Annotated in this window: 10 protein-coding genes, 5 tRNA genes and 1 pseudogene; 6 read left to right on the forward strand and 10 right to left on the reverse strand. The window is 49.2% G+C overall.

Going from position 1 to position 17,630, the window contains the following annotated elements; all coding sequences use genetic code 11:
- Positions 1–19: 19 nt before the first annotated feature.
- The 5 genes from HUK38_RS11695 to HUK38_RS11715 all read right to left on the reverse strand — a co-directional run bounded on the left by HUK38_RS11695 (position 20) and on the right by HUK38_RS11715 (position 4,769).
- The gene (locus tag HUK38_RS11695; RefSeq protein ID WP_182584512.1) at positions 20–4,141 is read right to left on the reverse strand and encodes a PAS domain S-box protein; all 4,122 of its coding nucleotides are present in this window, start codon (positions 4,139–4,141) and stop codon (positions 20–22) included.
- 117 nt (positions 4,142–4,258) lie between these two features.
- Positions 4,259–4,334, reverse strand: a tRNA-Lys gene (locus tag HUK38_RS11700).
- 13 nt (positions 4,335–4,347) lie between these two features.
- Positions 4,348–4,423, reverse strand: a tRNA-His gene (locus HUK38_RS11705).
- Positions 4,424–4,565: 142 nt separating this feature from the next.
- Positions 4,566–4,642, reverse strand: a tRNA-Arg gene (locus HUK38_RS11710).
- A 50-nt stretch (positions 4,643–4,692) separates the two neighbouring features.
- A tRNA-Pro gene (locus tag HUK38_RS11715) sits at positions 4,693–4,769 on the reverse strand.
- Positions 4,770–5,058: 289 nt separating this feature from the next.
- Between HUK38_RS11715 and HUK38_RS11720 the strand changes: the two genes are divergently transcribed.
- Entirely contained in the window at positions 5,059–5,631 is a 573-nt protein-coding gene (locus tag HUK38_RS11720; protein ID WP_182584513.1) for a hypothetical protein, read from the forward strand.
- Between the two features lie 108 nt (positions 5,632–5,739).
- On the opposite strand, the gene HUK38_RS11725 is transcribed toward HUK38_RS11720, so the two are convergent.
- Both HUK38_RS11725 and HUK38_RS11730 read right to left on the reverse strand, forming a co-directional pair.
- The gene (locus tag HUK38_RS11725; RefSeq protein WP_182584514.1) at positions 5,740–5,907 is read right to left on the reverse strand and encodes a PEP-CTERM sorting domain-containing protein; all 168 of its coding nucleotides are present in this window, start codon (positions 5,905–5,907) and stop codon (positions 5,740–5,742) included.
- A complete protein-coding gene (locus HUK38_RS11730; RefSeq protein ID WP_182584515.1) occupies positions 5,908–6,444 on the reverse strand; it encodes a hypothetical protein in 537 nt (178 codons plus the stop codon).
- Positions 6,445–6,974: 530 nt separating this feature from the next.
- On the opposite strand from HUK38_RS11730, the gene HUK38_RS11735 reads away from it, so the two are divergent.
- Both HUK38_RS11735 and HUK38_RS11740 read left to right on the forward strand, forming a co-directional pair.
- Positions 6,975–8,495: a phytoene desaturase gene (locus HUK38_RS11735; protein WP_182584516.1), complete on the forward strand. Its 1,521-nt coding sequence runs from the start codon at positions 6,975–6,977 to the stop codon at positions 8,493–8,495.
- On the forward strand, positions 8,476–9,585 hold the full coding sequence (locus HUK38_RS11740) for a phytoene/squalene synthase family protein (RefSeq protein WP_182584517.1): 1,110 nt from the start codon (positions 8,476–8,478) through the stop codon (positions 9,583–9,585). The genes HUK38_RS11735 and HUK38_RS11740 overlap by 20 nt, the downstream gene beginning before the upstream one ends.
- A 433-nt stretch (positions 9,586–10,018) precedes the next feature.
- On the opposite strand, the gene motB is transcribed toward HUK38_RS11740, so the two are convergent.
- From motB to metH, 3 genes and pseudogenes are all read right to left on the reverse strand, one after another.
- Positions 10,019–10,963, reverse strand: coding sequence for a flagellar motor protein MotB (gene motB / locus HUK38_RS11745; RefSeq protein ID WP_182584518.1), 945 nt, complete (start codon positions 10,961–10,963; stop codon positions 10,019–10,021).
- 133 nt (positions 10,964–11,096) lie between these two features.
- Complete coding sequence (locus tag HUK38_RS11750) at positions 11,097–12,371, reverse strand: PilT/PilU family type 4a pilus ATPase (protein WP_182584519.1); 1,275 nt, start codon at positions 12,369–12,371, stop codon at positions 11,097–11,099.
- Between the two features lie 56 nt (positions 12,372–12,427).
- Positions 12,428–16,142 (reverse strand): annotated as a pseudogene (gene metH / locus HUK38_RS11755) (methionine synthase).
- A 156-nt stretch (positions 16,143–16,298) separates the two neighbouring features.
- On the opposite strand from metH, the gene HUK38_RS11765 reads away from it, so the two are divergent.
- From HUK38_RS11765 to pilV, 3 genes are all read left to right on the forward strand, one after another.
- A tRNA-Thr gene (locus HUK38_RS11765) sits at positions 16,299–16,374 on the forward strand.
- 371 nt (positions 16,375–16,745) lie between these two features.
- Positions 16,746–17,321 carry a GspH/FimT family pseudopilin gene (locus HUK38_RS11770; RefSeq protein ID WP_338065414.1) on the forward strand — a complete coding sequence of 192 codons (576 nt, stop codon included), beginning with the start codon at positions 16,746–16,748 and terminating at the stop codon, positions 17,319–17,321.
- A partial coding sequence (gene pilV, locus HUK38_RS11775) for a type IV pilus modification protein PilV (RefSeq protein ID WP_182584522.1) occupies positions 17,318–17,630 on the forward strand: 313 nt, incomplete at its 3' end. The genes HUK38_RS11770 and pilV, both read left to right, overlap by 4 nt.

Genomic DNA, 17,630 nt, shown 5'->3' on the forward strand with positions numbered 1-17,630 from the left:
GTAATGACGGAGTGGTCATTTATAATGAATCTAATTTTAATAATTGCGTCACGGTGCGTTCAAATTCGCCAATATTCAATGGTTTGGTTAAATACGCATCAAAGGTGGTGGTGCGGCCGCTGTGTCGTTCGCTCGGCACGTCGTCGCTGGTGAGTGCGATGACGGGAATGGCGGCGGTGGCGGGTTGACGCCTTAGGGTTGCTAACAGTTGTAACCCACTGATTGTTGACATGTTTATGTCGAGCAAAATTAAATTTGGCGGGGCGGTAGTGGTCATGCGCAATCCCTGCTGTGGGTCGACGCAACTGGTCAGCGCAAAAGCTGGATTCTGTTGCAGAACGGCGGCGACGGTTTGCAAACGACTGAGCTGATCGTCAAGGTGCAGGATGCGGTAAGTTGTTGCACTAGCTGGAATTTCTTTGGACGGCGGGTTATTCAAACCAGGTTTATCGGGTGTTGGAATCAGGGCGGTGCTCACTTCGGCGGCGCAGTTGACCGCCGGCGGTGGTGAGTGCCGTGTCACGGGTGCGTCCGTTTGCGAAATGCAGTCAGTCGGTTTGTCAAGCGGAATTTTTTCAGGGGACTGTGGTATCACGCGAGTGGTGGCGGGCATTTGCGGTGGCGGAACGGTCGCCGCACTCACCATAGTAGGCATACTATTTGCTTGAGTGATAGCTTCCGGCCCGCGATTGAGCGGTGGCAAGGGCGGCGCTGGGGTCAAACCGGCGGCGGTGGCGGCGGTCAAGCGGGCGGCGGTGGCGCCGGGCGGCGGAATAGTCGTGGTAATAATGGGCGCTGGAATAATCGCGGGCGGGGGCAGAGTCATTGATGATGCGGGTAATGAAACATGATCGCTGCGTGGTAATTCAATCCAAAATGTACTGCCCATGCCCACTTGAGTATTCACGCCAATTTGCCCACGCATTAAATTGAGTAGTCGTTTGGAGACGGCTAACCCAATACCATTACCGTCAATACCAGTTTCTAATGTTGTATGTAGGCGTTTAAATGGCTCGAATACTTCATTCACTTGATGCGCTGGAATGCCGGCGCCTTGATCTTGAATACTGATACGTACGACCGCTCCATGATTGACCGCTTCAATACGAATGTCAATCCGTCCCTGCTCTCGGTTATATTTCACGGCATTGGATAATAGGTTAATTAACACCTGCCGCAAACAGCCAGCATCCGCTTGCACGGTGAAATCAGTCGTGGCGTCGTAGTGAATTTCAATACGGCGCCGTTCGGCCATGGGTCTAATTAAAGCAACGGCTTCGTTTAATAAGCGATAACAGGGCACTGCAATTAAATTTAATTCGGCATGTCCGGCTTCAACGCTGGCAAGATCGAGAACTTCATTAATTAAATGTAACAGCCGCCGTCCGGCATTTAATATTTCTTGAACATTTTCCCGTTGTTCTTCGTTGAGTTGTAAATCATACTCTAGCAATTGTCCAAAGCCGAGGATTGCATTCATCGGAGTACGCAATTCATGACTCATCTGCGATAAGAATTCAGACTTGGCTTGATTAGCACGTTCGGCACTTTCTTTGGCTTCACGCAATTGAGTTTCGGTGCGTTTTAATTCGGTAATGTCTAAACAAACGCCGACTACACTGGCGCTTTCTATGGTTTGATTGTCAATTGTGACAGTGCGACGCGATGGAATGGGGCGTTGAATACCATCGCAAATAGAGACGCCAAGAATGGTTAAATTGCGTAAGGTATGATCGGGGTGTTCCACACGAAATTCGGCGTGGAACTCAGCACCTTCGCGTACTGCGGTTAATAATTTACGGCGTAATAATGGAAGATCATCTGCAAAAACATGGTGTTTCCAACTCCCCAATGTGGCCACCTGTGGCGGATGAGACAAGCCAAATAATTTGAGCATTTGTTCATCCCAAGTGAAATGGCGCTGGCGCAAATCATATTCCCAAACGCCAATACCTGTGCCTTGTGTTGCTAATAATAGGCGCTGTTGACTAAGTTTTAATTGTTTAATTGCACGATAGCGGTGTTCTTCCGCACTCAGCGCGGCCGCAAGAATGCCAAGTAATCGCTGTTCTTCATCGGTTGCTTGACGCGATTGTTGAAAGACAACGCATAAAGAACCGACTGGTTGATCTTCACAGCGCACCAAATGACCGAAATACGCATTTAATCCATATTGACGTACTGAAACATCAGTATCTGGATAGCAAGTTGTGCTTAAATCAGATAAGGTCACGGCGTCTTTTTCACCAATGCGCCCGCAAATTAAATCATAACAAATATGCCCATTCGGCATATCACTGAGCGGCATATCAGTTGGTGTATTCCAATGACCAATCGCAACTAATAAGTTGTTTTGTAATCGATTATACAAAGCACTATCAGCATTTAAAATTTCACCACACACCGCCGTAATGCGCGCAACATTTTCATAATAGTCGGGGCCTAAATGGGTTAAACAATCATTCAGACGAATGAGCCGTTCTTCTGTTCGTTTGCGTTGTTCAATATCGCGTAAGATACCGACAGAATGCCAGTGGCCGTCAATGTTCATTGCTGACATTGATAATTCCATTGGGCAGATGCTGCCATCTTTACGCATAACTTCCATTTCAATCAATTGCCCAACGTGGACACCGGTACCAGTGCGTTGGAAATTAGGAAAGTTGCGGCGCTGTAATATTTGCGCGGCCGGCGGTGCTAATAAACGATGTAAATCGCGCCCGCGTATTTCCTGTTGGGTATAGCCTAATAAACGTTCGGCGGCGGGATTCCAATATTCAATTGCACCATCGGCATCGAGGGTAATGATGGCGTCGCGCACGGCATTATGAATAGCACTTAAATTGGCTTCACGTTGCCGCAAAACGCGGGTGCGTTCTGTGACTGTGCGTTCTAATAACACTTGGCGATTACGCAACCATGCAACTAATGCAACTGCGACAATCGTTAATAAAGTTCCGACTGCGCCGGCCATCCAGGCCATTTTTGCTGGATAGGTGGCTGTAAATACTGGGGTGGCGCGTGTAACTAATGCGTAGGTGGTGTGACCAATAAATAAAGGCGCGATGCGTTCTAAATGCACTTGATCAAAATGATCGGGAGAAAGACCTTCAGGTAAGGTCATTGACCATTGGATGTCGGGTGGATAGGTGGCAAGCCAAGATGATGGGCTGGTATTTAAATCTATTAAGCCTAATTCTAATAAAGCGGATTCAATAGTTTGATTATTAAATTGTTGAGTTAAGACTGCGCGGGCGATGTCAGGGGTTAAATGCACTGATTCATCGGCAAGATGCGGTTGCAGATAATTGTACAAATTGGCATTTTGTAAGGTGGAGAGCCGTTCAAATAAACGATTCTGGCGGTAATTATCTAATTGACTGGCAACGGCAGTGGCGGCAATGGCTAATAATGCACTAGCGGCGGCAGCGAGTAGTGATTCTAAATGACGCCAGCGATATTGACGTGAGTCGGGTAGGCGTGATCTTAAATTAAAAATTAAGGTTGCTGCTATTAACAAGCTAATGAGTAAAGCACCGCTTAACAGGGGTAGGATGCGGGCGCGATTAATGGCATGTTCCCAAATAGCCAATTGCACATCAACGCCAATCACCATAAGCACTTTGCCGGTGCGGTCATCCACAATTGGTGCTAATGCGGAGACAAAACGGTCAAATTCATCAGAATAACTATTGGTGGTTAAGGCTTGTCCGCTGGTGAAAACTAATGCTAATTCGGGTGGTGGTTGGCGATATAATGCGCCGGGCGGTGTGGCTAATGGATCATTTAAATCATAGCTTTCAGGACCGAAATGATAGCCATCAGGTTGTTTGGCGACGCTCCAAATTCCACGATAACCGGAAAATTTGGCATAACGATTTAAATGCCATTGCAGGCGTTGGAATTCGGGTTGATGAACATCTAAAGCGGAAAAGGTCAATTTGGCAATAGTGACTTCATTTTTTATTGCCCGCGCAATCGCAACCGCTTGCGATAATACTCGTTCTCGCAATTCAATATCGGCATTATTGGCGCGCCAGTTGGCTAGGGTAATTGAAATAAGAAGGAGGCTAATCCCCGCTAATAGCGGCAGCCAAAATCCGTGAAGTTTTGCAAAGCGCGGTGTTTTATAATCAGACATAAGGGGAAATGCCGTCGGTATTCAGCATGGCGCGAATCCTGAATAAACCCGTCATACGCATTGGTGCGCTGTCAGCATAAAAAAAAGGCGCTGGACAACGCCGAGCGCCTTATTGCTTGGTGGGCCGTGTAGGGGTCGAACCTACGACAAATGGATTAAGAGTCCACTGCTCTACCAACTGAGCTAACGGCCCGGGGAAATAAGGATGGGGCGAAGTACGGGAATCGAACCCGTGACACCGAGAGCCACAATCTCGTGCTCTACCAACTGAGCTAACTCCGCCATTGTTTATTCAAAGTGACCGATTAATTTGCAATTAAGTCAAATAGCGCGATGCGTTAATTACGGTCAATCTACTTGTTGTCAATCTCTGCAAAACACTGTTTGATTAAAACTCACTCACCTGCATTGTGTGATGATTGATTGGCACGCCCGGCAGGACTTGAACCTGCGACCCACGGCTTAGAAGGCCGTTGCTCTGTCCAACTGAGCTACGGGCGCAAGCATGGGTAATTGATTTGCCTGACCATCAAATGATTACCAAACATGACTGGTCGGGGTAGAGGGATTTGAACCCCCGACATCCTGCTCCCAAAGCAGGCGCGCTACCAGACTGCGCTATACCCCGTTATTCTCCGCGCACTTGTCAATTGCAGTGCCGCTAAAGAACGAACATTCTATAGACTGGTCAGGGCTGTCGTCAAGCGTTGACAGATCAGCGTGTCACGCACGGTTAAACAAGGGTGCATGATACTGTGACTTTTGCTACCACTTGTCCTTAAATTGACGATACTGTCCAGCAAAATCGTTTTTTAATTGAACGCCACTTGAGCAACTTATTATGATGCGCTCTATTGTGCAATGAATCTGCTGTGCTGAACCCCAGGATGAGTTCATTGATACGGTTGATTGTTGATATGCTAAAAATGATACGGTTTATTTGTCTGTTGCTGCTGTGTTTGTTATTGCCTTACCGCGCCGTGGCCGATGATACCGCGTTAATGCAAATGATGACGCAGGCGATGGCGCGTATGATGGCGGCAATGGCGCAGTTGCCACCAGTTCAATCCAATTCATCATCACCCGCGCCGCCGGCAACTGATATGACCTGGCCGTGGTTATTGCCCTTTGCTAATCCGGTGCAAACCTTTAGTTTGCCCATGCCGAATCAATTATTAGCGCCGGCGGTCACTGCATTAGACGGGGTGTGGGAAGGGCGGGACGGCGGGTTGTTAATTATTGGCGGGACGCGCTTTCGTTTATATCAACCCAATGCCGGGCATGTAGATGGCTTATTGCAACGGCGCGATAATCAATTGGCGCTGTATAATCCGAGTAATGGTGTGACTAATGCGTATGAATACGCTGAATCACAGGGGCGGTTGGCGTTGCGTGATCGTTCTGGCAATTTGTTTTTATATCGCCGGCTGTGGCTCGATCAAATGACACCGAATGAGTGGGGCGGCGGCGAGGTGAATTCAGCGAAATAATTGGACGGGTTGCGTGATTAACATCCATTGCGGTTGCTAATAAAAATGCCCCCAGCACAGTGAAGCGCTGGAAGCGTTTTTTATTTGCGGCGATGCGCGGTTTTGGAATTAAGCAGCGACTTTGCGGCGGCGGCTGGCGGCAAATCCACCTAATAAACCAATGCCTAATAAACCGAGGGTGGCGGGTTCGGGGATGTCACAACTGCCATTTTCACATGTACGGGTTTCCAGCAGATCGAATTGCGCATCCCACGCTACGGCGCCTGTGAACGACACCTATAATGAAGTCACGCTATTAACAGCAGCCGAATCACCTGTGGTGAATTCATTAAATCCAAAGAAGATACCTGAACCAGTTGTACCACTTGCGAATGTTCTCGAACCTGAGGCGGTATTATTATTCAGAGCAAAAGTAATTGTTAGGTTATTATCAATTGCCGTTGGTAGTGAAAAGTACAAGCCATTCGCTCCACCTTCGGCTAAATTTATATTATTAATGCCTGTCCATTCAACAGTGATGGTGCTATTAGCCGCTGGTCCATTTGCCATAGATAACACTGCCGGTCCAATATCGGCATAGATGCCATTTGCACCATTAGCATTACCACTATAGTTTCCAATAGTTAGGGTGCGAGAGGTTCCTAAAAATAAATCAGTGGAATTACTAACAAAGGAGACTGAATTATTTGTTGCGGTTGTTACAGATGCAGCCTGCAGATAATTGAAATTATCAATCACTAATGCTTGGGCAGCACTAGAAACTAAAGCACCTACTATGGCGGCGGACAATAAGCTGGATTTGAATGCGTTCATTGTAAAACTCGCTTGTTTTCAAGATTTGAAGAGGGTTGCAGAATTAAATAACCTGCCACCGTTGTAAAATCACGACAGATCGCAGCGTTGTGGTTGTTAAAGTGCAGTCTGTGTGCCTTTTATCTAGCACGTTAGATGCCAAAAACATAAATGCTTTCATTATCAATTAGTTACTCGCAAGTGTTACACTATTTTTGGCAAATGACTGTCAGGTTTTTTTACACATTGACAGGCAGTTTTTAACAAAAATGATTAAAAACAAAGAGTTAACATTTTTTCGCAACTGTAAAAAAACCTGACACTTTTGCTCGAAAAATGCGCCATTTCTTCACATTAAATGTTGTGTATCAGTAAGTTAGCGTAAAAAAAACGCTTGGCAAATGCTGTCAGAAAAATTTACACTTTTGAAAAAATCTTGTTAAATCAATTGATTAACTAACACCCGCCCGCCGCTCAAAATGTAGCCTTAACACGCCATCGCCTGCTACACTGTCAACTTAACTTGACAGTTACAGAGGTTGACACTGGCCATGAGCGCCAATTCCGCAGCAACGCAAGTACGCGCCAGCACCGCTCACGCCGTCGTGATCGGCAGCGGCATCGGTGGTTTAGCCGCCGCCATTCGCCTCGGAGCGCGTGGTTATCGCGTCACCGTCTTAGAAAAACTCGACGCCCCCGGCGGCCGCGCATACGTTCATCACATTGACGGCTTCAGTTTTGACGCCGGCCCCACCATTATTACCGCCCCGTTTTTATTAGATGAATTATGGAGTTTATGCGGGCGGCGTTTTGCCGATGATGTTGATCTGCGCCCAATGGATCCGTTTTATCGCATTCGGTTTGATGACGGCGGTACTTTTGATACTAATGGCGACGCCGATGCAATGCGCGCCCGGGTGGCGCAATTATCACCGAATGATGTCGCCGGTTATGAGCGGTTCATTGCCGAAAGTGAACAGATATTCGAGGTCGGTTTTAAGCAATTGAGTCATGTGCCATTCACGCATTGGTACGACATGGCGAAAATTGCGCCGCAAATGATTCGGCTCGGCAGTCATCGCAGCGTCTATTCAATGGTCGCGCAATACGTCAAGAATGACCGCCTGCGCCAAGCCTTGAGTTTTCATCCGCTGTTAATTGGCGGCAATCCATTCTCCGTTACTTCAATTTACGCGCTCATTTCATTTCTCGAACGCCACTGGGGCGTCCATTCGGCAATGGGCGGCACCGGTGCAATTGTGCGCGGCATGGTCAATTTAATTGAAGGGCAAGGCAATCAGATTCATTACAACGCCGAAGTGGCCGAAATCACCACCGCGAATAATCGCGTGACTGGGGTGCGGCTGGCGTCAGGTGAACAAATCAATGCACACGTCGTGATTGCCAATAGCGATGTCGCGTGGACATATCAACATTTATTACCGTCAATCAAACGGCGGCATTGGACAGATGCCAAATTAAAACGGGCGCGCCATTCCAATGGGTTATTCGTGTGGTATTTCGGCACGCGGCGGCAATATCCCGATGTTCATCATCACACCATTTTATTAGGGCCGCGGTATCGGGAATTGATTGGCGACATTTTTGATCGCAAAAAATTGGCGGATGATTTCAGTTTGTATTTGTACCGCCCGACCGCGACTGATCCGAGCCTCGCTCCGCCCGGCTGCGACACGTTTTACGCGCTGTCACCGGTGCCGCATTTGGGCGGTGACGTGGATTGGGCGACGCGAGCCGAGCCGTACCGCCAAGCGATTGCCGATTATTTGAGCCGCACCGTGCTGCCGGATTTGAATAATCAAATTGCCGCGTCACGGGTCACGACGCCCAAAGATTTTGAACAGCGCCTGCTGTCGTATCAGGGCGCGGGGTTCAGCCTCGAACCGGTGCTATTGCAGAGCGCGTGGTTTCGTCCGCATAACATCAGCGAAGAAGTCGCTGGACTCTATCTCGTCGGAGCAGGGACTCACCCCGGCGCGGGTGTCCCTGGTGTCATTTCCTCAGCCCGAGTACTCGATACGGTGGTGCCCAATGCCGATACCTTTGCTTAAACGTGATCCCAATTTTGCCGACGCGGCCGACCTGACCGCCTGTCGGAAGTTACTCAGTACCGGCTCGCGGTCATTTTACGCCGCGTCATTTTTCCTGCCGAAACGGTTGCGCGAACCGGCCACCGCGCTGTATGCGTTCTGCCGTCTCGCCGACGACGCGATTGATTTGGAAGAACATAACCAGACGGCGGCGCTGGAGCGCCTGCGCGAGCGGCTGGATCGTGCCTACCGCGGCCGGCCGGATAATTTCGCCGCAGATCGGGCATTTGCCGGTGCAATCGCGCAGTTCGGTATTGCCCGCGCTCTGCCGGAAGCGTTACTCGAAGGGTTTGAATGGGATGCCGACGGGCGGGTGTATCACGAATTGTCCGATGTGTACGCCTATTCAGCGCGAGTGGCGGCGGCGGTCGGGGCGATGATGGCGGCGATCATGGGCGTGCGCGATGCCAATGTGCTGGCGCGGGCGTGTGATTTGGGTACGGCAATGCAAATCAGTAACATCTGCCGCGATGTCGGCGAGGATGCGCGCAACGGGCGCATTTATTTGCCGCTCAACTGGTTGCGCGACGGCGGGTTGGATGTTGAAGCGTGGCTGGCGCGGCCGGTGTTTAACGAGGTGATTGCCGACAGCGTGGCGCGACTGCTCGCCGTTGCTAGTGAGTTGTACCAACGCGCTGAGTCGGGCATTGCGCGGCTGCCGGTCGCCTGTCGCCCCGGCATTTACGCGGCGCGGCTGCTGTACGATGAAATTGGTCAGGAAGTGGCGCGGCGCGGCTACGATTCGATTAACCAGCGGGCGGTGGTGTCGGGCAAGCGCAAAATGGCGTTGCTCAGTCGCGCTGTCGCCGTGACGCCGTTCCCAGTCAATCGGGCGATTGCCGCGCCGGCGTTGTCGGAAAATCAGTTTTTGGTGGACGCGATTGTCGCCACGCCCGTCCCGACGCGGGCGCGCTCGGCAGTCAATCCGAGTAATCGCTCGGTCGAGCAAAAAGTCGTGTGGGTGTTGGATTTATTCCAAACGCTGGATGAGCGGCAGCGGGATTATGCGCGGGCGGCGAATCCACAATTAAACGTTGCGTATAACGGTTAATACAACGGGCGGTGTTGGTTTCTCCGATACTTTTTTCTTAAACATCGCTCAACAATGCTGAAAGACGTTTAACTGCCAATCCGCAGACTGGGGTGTATCTACCAAGGCTGCAAAAACAGATGTTTTTACAGCGCGAACTCTTTGATGCGTTTCAAGTTTTACGCCAGCAACTCGTGCTGGCAACCGCATACTCGAACTTGTTAAAGAGCGTGATTGAATAGCACGCGCTTGGTTATCGCCATAAAATACATGCCACCCAGTCTTAGGATAACGACAGATTCTGCACTGTCAAAATGGTTCTCTGTAGATGAGAATTCCTCAACTATGTTAAGCAAAGCACAGTTTATTGAATACTATGTGGCAACCCCCCAAAGCGGGGGGAGAACATCACAACGTGACAATGGCAACAGGTAATCAATAACTGTTTGAATGATTATGGTTGCGTAGGCGCTGATAGCGGCGGGGGCGCAACCTGAATCTCCGGCGTTGGAATCATATCAGGCGCTTTATCCAAGACCGCCGCCTCCCGATACATCGCATCCTCAGTACGTTTATTCATCACAATAATTGAAATACGCCGGTTAATTGGGTTATTTAAATTCGTTTTATCGAATGGAATAGTGTCAGAAAAACCGACCACCCGCCCAATTTTATCACCCTGCATCCCACCCGCAATTAACGCCCGCCGTGCAGCATTTGCCCGATCTGTTGATAATTCCCAATTGCTATAATTCTGAATTAACAACGGCCGCGCATCCGTATGCCCAGTCAAGCTAATATGATTTGGCACCTTGTTAATCAAGACCGCTAATTCTTTGAGAATTTGCTCCGTATAATCTTTTAATTGCGCACTCCCCAAATCAAACATCGGGCGATTTTCTTTGTCTACAATTTGAATGCGCAAACCTTCCGGCACAATATCAATTAACAACTGATCTTTAAATGACTGCAATGCCATATTCTTATTGGTTGCTTCTTGAATTTGATCGTTTAATTCTTCCAACCGTTCTTGATCGCGGGCTGCTAATACTTGTTCAGCCTGCTCTTCATTAAGAATTGCCGTATTCGGTGTTTCCGGCGCCATATCAACCGCCCCCGAAAAACTCATAATTGACGGCCGCGCACCGGTGCCATCACCTTGTGCTTGTGACGCCGAATGACTGCGCCCAACAAATGCAGAGGGATTTCTAAAGTATTCAGAAATGGCCGCTTTTTGTTCTTTGGTCGTAGACCCCATAATCCACAACAACATAAAGAACGCCATCATGGCAGTCGCAAAGTCAGCAAATGCAATTTTCCAAGCGCCACCATGATGACCGCCGCCTTTAACGATCTTTTTAACAATAATTGGCTGTTTATTTTTATCATCACTGGCCATAAACTTTTCCTATTAAAACTCTCTGCGTGGTTGCGAAATGATGTGTACCGAAGCGTATATTGCTGGAACGATTAGAACAGCGCAAGCACACGACTTTTCACTATACAAATGCTTCACACTGCTACCATGAGATTCAAGACGATTTATTTGGTTCAGAATCAAGATCAAACGAGGCTTCAGCTAAATCGAAGTTATCCAACTCAAATTGACTATCGGTCGTGGTGCTTGCCCCGCCTGCTTTTCCAAATATCAATGGGATAGACGGCGGTTGACTATCGCCAACTAATGCCAAACCTTGTGCATCACCCAATACATCGCCTTCTGCTTCGGAACTTTCTAATTTAACGCGCAGCCGCAATTCATTCATTGAATCGGCATTACGCAACCCATCTTCCAGCGTAATTAACCCCGCTTCGTAGAGATCAAACAGCGCCATATCAAAGGTTTGCATTCCGCTTTCCTTTGAGCGTTTCATAATTGCTTTAATCTCATGCACCTTGCCCTTGAAAATTAAATCTTGGATCAACGGCGAATTAATCATAATTTCAATTGCTGCCACCCGTCCACCGCCAACTTTTGGTAACAACCGCTGCGAAATCACGGATTTCAAATTGAGTGATAAATCCATTAACAATTGCGGGCGGCGCTCTTCCGGGAACAGGTTAATAATACGATCCAGCGCCTGATTGGCATTATTCGCATGTAAGGTTGATAAACATAAATGGCCGGTTTCGGAAAAGTTAATGGCATGTTCCATTGTCTCACGCGCACGAATTTCGCCAATTAAAATGACATTCGGCGCTTGGCGTAACGTGTTAATCAATGCGATTTCCCATGACGCCGTATCCACCCCAACCTCACGTTGAGTGATTAAACAATTGCGGTGTTCATGGACGAATTCGACCGGGTCTTCAATGGTGATAATATGCCCATGTGTATTAGCATTGCGATAGCCAAGCATGGCCGCTAATGTGGTTGATTTACCCGAGCCAGTGCCACCGACTAATAAAATCAAGCCGCGTTTTGTTAATACCAAGTCTTTTAAGACCGGCGGTAATTTCATTTCATCCAGATCAGGAATTTTGGTTGGAATGGTGCGCAATACCACGCCAGAACGCCCTTGTTGCACAAACGCATTGACGCGAAACCGACCAATTCCCTGCGGGCTAACGGCGAAATTGCATTCTTTTGTGGCGTCGAATTCTTTTAATTGATAATCATTCATAATCGAGCGCACCAGAATACTGGTTTGCTCCGCTTTGAGTGCATGTTCCGTCAATGGCGTCAATTTACCATCTATTTTACAGGCGGGTGGAAAGCCAGCGCTAATAAATAAATCCGACCCATTGCGCGCCATCATCATGCGCAAACAATCAAGCATAAACTTTGCGGCTTGTTGGCGATCCATAGCGGCCTCCTCAATTCAAATATGCGATGCAGTTGAATAGTGGTTTGCTTAATTTTTCATTCCAAATCATACGCCAAATTGGGTGCTAACCACCGTTCCGCTTGACTGATTAAAATCCCTTTGCGTTTAGCATAGGCCGCTACTTGATCGCGGTTGATTTTACCGACAGCGAAATAATGACTGTCAGGATGAGCAAAATATAATCCACTCACCGCGGCAGTTGGCACCATGGCTTTTGATTCGGTTAACCAAATAGCCGTGTGTTGTTCTGCATTCAACCAATGCCATAAAGTGTCTTTTTCACTATGATCGGGGCAGGCCGGATAACCAATGGCTGGGCGAATACCGCAATACTTTTCTGCAATTAATTCTTCATTGGTTAGGGTTTCATCAGCGGCATAGCCCCAATGACGAGTGCGGACGCGGTGGTGCAAATATTCTGCCAGCGCCTCGGCTAAACGATCTGCCAATGCTTTTAATAGCAAAGCGGAATAATCATCATGCGCGGCTTCAAAGCGGGCAACGTGTGCATCAATTCCCGCGCCCGCCGTGCAGGCAAATCCACCGAGATAATCGGGAATGCCGCTATCTAATGGTGCAATAAAATCGGCAAGGCAATCATTCGCACGGCCGGCGGGTTGTTTCATTTGTTTGCGCAAACAATGAAAAGTGGCTAATGGTGTTTGGCGCGTTTCATCATTAAAAACGACGATGTCATCACCCACTGCATTGGCGGGAAATAACCCAATCACCGCCCGCGCTTGTAACCAACGTTCGTTCACAATCCGTTTAAGCATCGCTTGCGCATCGGCAAATAAGCGCCGCGCTTCAATACCTTTTTCGGGATCATCCAGAATACGCGGGAATTGTCCCGGCAATTGCCACGCATGAAAAAAGAACGTCCAATCAATGTGTTGCGCAATTTCGTTTAACGGGATTTTATTCAATACCTGTATGCCCAATTCGGCGGGCGGCACGGGCGGCGTGCGTTGCCAATCAATGACTTGACGATTGGCTTGCGCCTGTGTCAATGGAATTAAATCCCGCGCTTCATTCTGTTCGGCACGGCGGCGGCGGGTGGCGGCGTATTCGGTATTTAATTCGGCAATGTAATTCCCCCGCTGTTCGGCAGATAATAATTTGCTGGCAACCCCGACCGCCCGCGACGCATCTTTAACATAAACCACCGGTTGCGTGTATTGCGGCGCTATTTTCACAGCGGTATGCAATTTTGAGGTCGTGGCACCACCAATCAATAATGGTACGGTAAAGCCTTGCCGCTGCATTTCTTTCGCCACATGCACCATTTCATCTAATGACGGCGTAATTAACCCGGACAAACCAATTAAATCGGCATTGACAGCGCGGGCTTCAGTTAAAATGCGTTCGGCTGACACCATTACGCCTAAATCAATCACTTCATAATTATTGCATTGCAATACTACGCCGACGATGTTTTTACCAATATCATGCACATCACCCTTGACGGTTGCTAATAAAATCCGCCCTTGCGTATGACCAACCGCCCGCTCGGTGGCTAAAAAGGGTTCTAAATAGGCGACGGCTTGTTTCATTACCCGCGCTGATTTAACCACTTGCGGTAAAAACATCTTGCCTTCACCGAATAGATCGCCAACGACATTCATCCCGGCCATTAACGGCCCTTCAATCACGCGAATGGGTGCGCCGAATTGAATGCGCGCTTCTTCGGTGTCTTGAATAATGAATTCGGTGATGCCTTTAATGAGCGCGTATTCCAAGCGTTTTGCAACGGGTGCTTCGCGCCAGCTCAAATCTTGTTGATTTTCAATTGCCGCCCCGCTGCCCTGATAACGCGGTGCAATGGTTAATAACCGTTCGGTGGCATCGGCGCGGCGATTGAGAATGACATCTTCAACGGCAATGCGTAATTCCAATGGCACGTCATCATAAATCGCCAATTGACCGGCATTGACAATACCCATGTCTAATCCAGCGCGCACCGCGTGATATAAAAAGACGGCGTGCATGGCTTCGCGCACGGTGTTATTGCCGCGCAATGCAAAACTGACATTAGAAATGCCGCCGGAGATGCGGGCGTAGGGTAATTCAGCTTTAATGCGGTGGGTAGCGGTAATGAAATCCACCGCGTAATTGGCGTGTTCATCAATGCCAGTGGCGACGGCGAATACGTTGGGATCAAAAATAATATCTTCGGGCGGGAATTGGACTTGGTCAACTAATAAACGATAAGCGCGTTGGCAGATTGCAAATTTGCGTTCGGCGCTATCGGCTTGCCCCTGTTCATCAAATGCCATGACAACGGCTGCGGCGCCGTAGCGTTTAATTAAACGGGCGTGATAACAAAAGGGGACTTCGCCTTCTTTTAAGCTAATCGAATTAACAATGCACTTGCCCTGGACGCATTTTAAACCCGCTTCTAATACCGACCATTTGGATGAATCCAACATGATTGGCACGCGGGCAATATCGGGTTCGGCGGCAATTAACTGTAAAAAACGCACCATGGCCGCTTGCGAATCGAGCATCGCTTCGTCCATGTTAATATCAATAATTTGCGCGCCATTAATGACCTGTTGCCGGGCAACAGCGAGCGCGGCATCAAAGTCACCATTGAGAATTAACCGTTTGAATTGTGCCGAGCCGGTGATATTTGTCCGTTCGCCAATGTTAATAAATAAATTGGTGGTGGCGGGCGGGGTGACGGGTAATAGATGTTCAGACATTGAATGCCTCCAATCCCGCCAGCCGCAGGCGGTGATCGGGTGGCGGCGGGCGGCGTGGTGGGTAGCCGGCGACGGTCAGGGCGATGGCGCGGATGTGGTCAGGCGTACTGCCGCAGCAACCGCCGACGATGTTGACAAAGCCCGATTCTGCCCATTCGCCGATTTGGGCGGCCATGTCGCGGGGTGTCAAGTCGTATTCGCCCAGCTCGTTGGGCAGCCCGGCGTTGGGGTGGGCGCTGGTAAAAAATTCGCTCAGGCGGGAGAGTTCCTCGACATGCGGGCGCAGCGCGGCGGGGCCGAGGGCGCAGTTGAGACCGATGCTCAACGGGCGGGCGTGGCGGATACTGTTGTAAAACGCCTCTAATGTTTGACCGGATAAGGTGCGACCGGAGGCGTCGGTGATGGTGCCGGAGAGCATGAGCGGGACTTGCTGATTGGTGAGGGCGAAAACGTGTTCGACGGCGAAAATGGCGGCTTTGGCGTTTAACGTGTCGAAAATGGTCTCGATTAGGAGTAAATCTACCCCGGCGTCGAGCAGGGCGTGGGTGGATTCTTCGTACACGGCCACCAGTTCGTCGAAATGCACGTTGCGGGCGCCAGGATCGTTGACATCGGGGGAGATGCTGGCGGTTTTGCCCGTCGGGCCGAGGACGCCGGCGACAAAGCGCGGTTGATCGGGGGTGCGGGCGGTGTAGGCATCGGCGGCGGCGCGGGCGAGTTTGGCGGCGGCGGTGACGATTTCAACGGTGTGATGTTCTAACCCGTAGTCGGCTTGCGATAAGCGATTGCCGTTAAACGTATTGGTTTCAATGATGTCAGCGCCGACATCTAAATAGGCGGTGTGAATGGCGGTAATGACATCGGGGCGGGTGATACTTAATAAATCATTATTGCCTTTGAGATCACGCGGCCAGTGTTGGAATTGTCGGCCGCGATAGTCGTTTTCAGCCAAGCGGTGGCGTTGAATCATAGTGCCCATTGCACCGTCGAGTATTAAAATGCGTTCGCGCAGCAGGGCGTAAATGGGATGTTCAAAAGTGGTCATGCGTCAATGTCGCCTCAGTAGTCATTTCACACCGGCACAGATTGCGAGGCGCCCATCATAGCGCGGGCGGGTGGGTTGTGAGCAACCGGTCACACTTGCCGCTGGCGCAGGGCAGTTGTGTTGGACGTGCATTCGGGGTATTTTTATGTCTCACGCGCTGGTGTAGCTCAGTCGGTAGAGCAACTGATTTGTAATCAGTAGGTCGTCGGTTCAAATCCGTCCACCAGCTCCAATGTTTTCAACGGCTTAGGTCTTGTGATCTGAGCCGTTTTTGTTTGTCTGGTGAAAATACTGGTGCAAACCGCGCACCGCTGGCAAGCAATAACGCTATGCAATTGCTGTGACCGCCTCATCCCACTGAATCTATTTCATTCCATTCCGGCTAAAAACAATAATTCACCTGACCGTCACACAATGATTGACCGGCAATGCGCCGCGATTGTCATCCAGCGCACCAATAACCGTTTATCGGGTAATTGCTACCGTTCGTCGGTTATTATCACCTAACTGCCAGCCGCTCTGCTAACCTTTATTCAAAGAAAGATGATAATTAATTAAACCCATCATGGTCGAGGTGTGCCTGTGCAATTATTCTGTCGTGTTGTGGACAATAACAACTGCCGCTTTTATTTATTACCGAGGCGGCGCAGCGCGGGGTTTACGTTAATTGAGATGATCATCACGGTTGCCATTGCCGCGATTCTGATGTCTATTGCCGTGCCGAGTTTTCAACAAATGATGCAGCAAAATCGTACCGCTGCTGTGACCAATCAATTATTAGGTACATTTCGCATGGCGCGCTCGGAGGCGGTGACACGCGGTAAGACGGTGACGGTGTGTAAATCGGCGAATGTGACCGCGACTAATCCAACCTGTACCACCGATGGTAATTGGGAAACGGGTTGGTTGATATTTGTTGATGATAACAATAACGGCAGTGTTGATACTGGTGAACTGATTAAAGTGGGGCAATTAGAGGCGGGACAGGCAACGATAGCCGGTAATGGCGTCCTAATAAACCAAATTAGTTTTGCATCAAGTGGTAAAACAACTAGCAGTACTATGGCTTCTTTGATTATTCAACAATCAGCAGAATCAGAATCATGCCGCAAAATTACAGTTAATAGAGTAGGTAGAATTTTTAGTGAGGAAAAACATGGTGCGGAGTGTGTACTATGAATTTAATCAATAGACAACGCGGGTTTACCTTAATTGAAGTGCTGGTTGCCGCGCTGGTGCTGTCCATTGGGTTATTAGGGTTGGCGGCCTTGAGTGCTACGTCATTAAAACTCAATACGGGTTCGGCGCAGCGCACCCAAGCGGCGAATCTGTCCTATGCCATTACGGATGCAATGCGGGCGAATAAGACTAATGTCGCCGCGTATGTCGGGAGCTATGATGTTGCCAATTGCCAGAACAATTTTGTGGCTAATGCAGGTTCTCTTGCAGCAAATGACATTGCCGAATGGCGCAATTATCTTGCCTGTG

The organism is Thiospirillum jenense (assembly GCF_014145225.1).
GTDB lineage: Bacteria > Pseudomonadota > Gammaproteobacteria > Chromatiales > Chromatiaceae > Thiospirillum > Thiospirillum jenense.